The following is a 3,079-nucleotide window of genomic DNA, read 5'->3' as shown; positions in this document are numbered from 1 at the left end:
ACGGACGCGGGGCCGCGGCCGGCGGACGGGCTCGAACCCTCCGGGCCGCCCTGGTAGCCGCCGGGCCCCGCGGCCGGGGCGTGTGCACGTGCTCGCGGTCCGCTCCGGGTGCCCGCAGCCATCACTCCATACCCCCCGAATCCGGCGAATCCCCTTGCCAAGCAGGGTGCTTGCGGCCTCTGGTGCCCTACCCGCTGCGCACGCGTGACTACTCACCCTGCATAGTAGGGGCCGGGTCTTGCAATGGAGGAATGGGGTTCGCGCCCCGACTTGCGGTGGGGGGAGAAGCAGGCGCTCATGGCATCACGGCGGGACGAGCTCAACGCGTACACCTTCGCGAAGAAGCGGACGTTGGCGGCATTTCTCCAGCCCTCCCCGACGGGATCCGAAGAGGGGGCGCCGCGCCCGCTGCGCGCCTTTCTGCCGAGCATGATCATGGGTGTTCTCGTTCTGGCCGTGTTCGGCGCCTGGGGGATGTTCCAGCCCAAGGCGCCCCCGGGCTGGGACGCGCCGGGCACCCGCGTCATCGTGGGCAAGGATTCGACGACCCGGTACGTCGTACTCAAGACCGGCAAGAAGTCGCGCCTGCACCCCGTCCTCAACCTGGCCTCGGCGCGTCTGCTGATGAACGGCGCCGACTACAAAGTCATTCAGGTCAGCGACGGCATCCTCGACGCGGGCAAGCCCCCACGAGGCCCCATCATCGGCATTCCCTACGCTCCTGACCGCCTCCCTTCGCCCGACGAGGCGGGCCGGTCCAAGCGCTGGGCCGTGTGCGAGCAGCCGGGTTCCGAGGGCCGCACGACGCAGGAGGCGACGTTCGTCCTCGCCGACCGGGAAGCCGACAGGATGAACGGCTCGCGGCGGCTCGACACGGGCGAAGTCCTGTACGTGAAAACGCGCACCGGGACACGCCACTTGGTGGACGCGGCAGGGACGGCCTACGAAGTGACGGGCGCGGAGGGAGACCTCTTGGCGGACGCGCTCGTGGGCCCGACGAGGAAACCGCAACTGGTCACCAAGGAGTGGCTGGCCACGCTGCACCGAGGCAGCCCGATCCGCTTCCCGCGGCTGCCCCGAAGCGTGGGCGACCCGGCCGACGCGTCGGACCAGCTGTCCTCCGAGGAGAACCGGGTCGGCATGGTCCTGAAGGCGGAGACCGGCGAGGGCGTCAAGCACTTCGTGGTGCTTCCCGGAAAGGTCCAGCCGATCACCGAATTCACCGCCTGGCTCCTGACCAACTCACGGCAGACGGCGCGACTGAACATGGACGGCGAGGCCCGCACCGTGGGCCTCCAGGACTTCGAGTCCGCCGACGGCACCTTCGAGGGGGAGGCCGCGAAGTGGCCCCGGCATCGCACCGTTCAGGTCAACAGCGGCACGAGCGGCACCGGTCGGGACACGGTGTGCAGTGTGCTGCGGAACGTGGATGACGAGGGCGGCACGACGCTGAGCACGTGGGCCGGAACGAAATACCCGGCCGACATCGGCGCAGGCGGCACCAGCACGTACGTAACCCCCGGAACGGGCCTGCTCTACACCCAGGTCCGTGGCACGCAGACGAAGACGGGGTCGCTCTTCCTCGTGACGGACACCGGCCTGCGGTACGCCGTTCAGGCCAACGGCGACAGCGACAGCGAGAAGTCAGACATCGGATCGGACGGCGAACCGAAGACGACCGACGGCAGCCCCGAGCCGAGTGAGGCCCAGGTCAAGCTCGGCTACAAGAACGTCCGGCCCGCCAAGGTCCCCCTGCCCTGGTCCGACTTCCTCGCCAAAGGGCCCCGCCTCGACACGAACAGCGCCCGACAGCCGCAGGGTTCCTGAGCCTGCGCGCCCCTGATGCCACCGACGGAGAGGACAGAGGTAGCGGTGCCGCCGACGAAGAGAGCCCTGCTGGTCGGGGCCGCCGCGGTCGCAGCCATGAGCACGGCCACGCCCGTGGCGGCTGCCGACGACGCCGGTACCCGCCCGCACGCACAGGTGCGACTGGCCGGGAGCGGCGCGTGCCAGATCCCCGCCGAACAGATCAAGGGCCGCCCCTGGCCGCTGCAGCGGGTGCTGCTCGACGAGCTGTGGCAGGACGGGAAGAAGGGCAGGGGCATTCGGGTAGCGGTGATCGACACCGGGGTGGACGACAAGAACCCCCAGCTCGCAGGGGCGGTCAATGCCCGCGCGGGGCGCGACTACCTGACGAAGGGCAAGGGCGCGGACCCCACCAAGGACGAGGTCGGTCACGGCACGAAGGTCGCGGGAATCATCGCGGCTCGACCGCACGAGGGAACGGGCTTCGTGGGCATCGCACCCGCCTCGATCATCATTCCGATCCGCCAGAACGACGCCGAGAACAGCGGCGACTCCGACTCGATGGCGAAGGCCATCGACCACGCCGTCGCCGAGGGCGCCGATGTCATCAACATCTCCCAGGACACGACGAAACCCCTGTCGCGCACATCGGCCCTGGCCAAGGCGGTACGTGACGCTCTCGACGCCAAGGTCGTGGTGGTCGCCTCCGCCGGAAACGACGGGCTGGACGGCAAGGTGAAGAACACGTACCCGGCAGCCTTCGACGGCGTCCTGGCGGTCGCGTCCTCCGACCGCAACAACGAACGAGCGGCCTTCTCCCAGCCCGGGGACTTCGTCGACGTCGCGGCCCCCGGCGTGGACATCGTGTCCACCGTCCCCGGTGGGGGCCAGTGCACGGACAACGGCACGAGCTTCTCGGCGCCTTTCGTCGCCGGCGTGGCCGCCCTCCTGAAGTCCCGGCACCCGGACTGGAGCCCGGCTCAGATCGCCACCCGGATCGAGCAGACAGCGGAGCGTTCCATCAACGGCCACGACAACTATGTCGGCTGGGGCGTGATCGACCCCGTGCGAGCCGTCACCGCATCCGACAGCGCCCGGCCCGCGACCTCGCCGACCCCGGACCCCGGGGTGTCGAAGGCCCCGCCACCGGACACGGCGGCCTTCTCGCTCGCCGAGACCTCCCAGGAGCGGGCCGAGCGCTACGCGACGTACGCAGTCGGCATCACCGTGGCCGTGGTGGCGGTGATCGCGGGCGCGGCGGCGGCCCTGCGCG

At 70.3% G+C, this 3,079-nt stretch carries 2 protein-coding genes; both read left to right on the top strand.

Translation table 11 applies throughout. From position 1 onward, the window contains the following. The first annotated feature begins 297 nt into the window (after nucleotides 1-297). Nucleotides 298-1,827, top strand: coding sequence for a type VII secretion protein EccB (gene eccB, locus AOK03_RS10320; protein ID WP_055564880.1), 1,530 nt, complete (start codon nucleotides 298-300; stop codon nucleotides 1,825-1,827). 96 nt (nucleotides 1,828-1,923) lie between these two features. Then, nucleotides 1,924-3,079, top strand: a 1,156-nt coding sequence (gene mycP, locus AOK03_RS10315) for a type VII secretion-associated serine protease mycosin (protein WP_055564879.1), incomplete at its 3' end; no start/stop codon positions are given.

This window comes from Streptomyces atriruber, from assembly GCF_001418325.1.
GTDB lineage: Bacteria > Actinomycetota > Actinomycetes > Streptomycetales > Streptomycetaceae > Streptomyces > Streptomyces atriruber.
The sequence above is the reverse complement of the archived record's forward strand: the minus strand, read 5'-3'. Positions and strand labels throughout refer to the sequence as shown.

Excerpts from the sequence above, each read along its gene's own strand:
- eccB (WP_055564880.1), top strand. The coding sequence starts at position 298 with ATGGCATCACGGCGGGACGAGCTCAACGCGTACACCTTCGCGAAGAAG.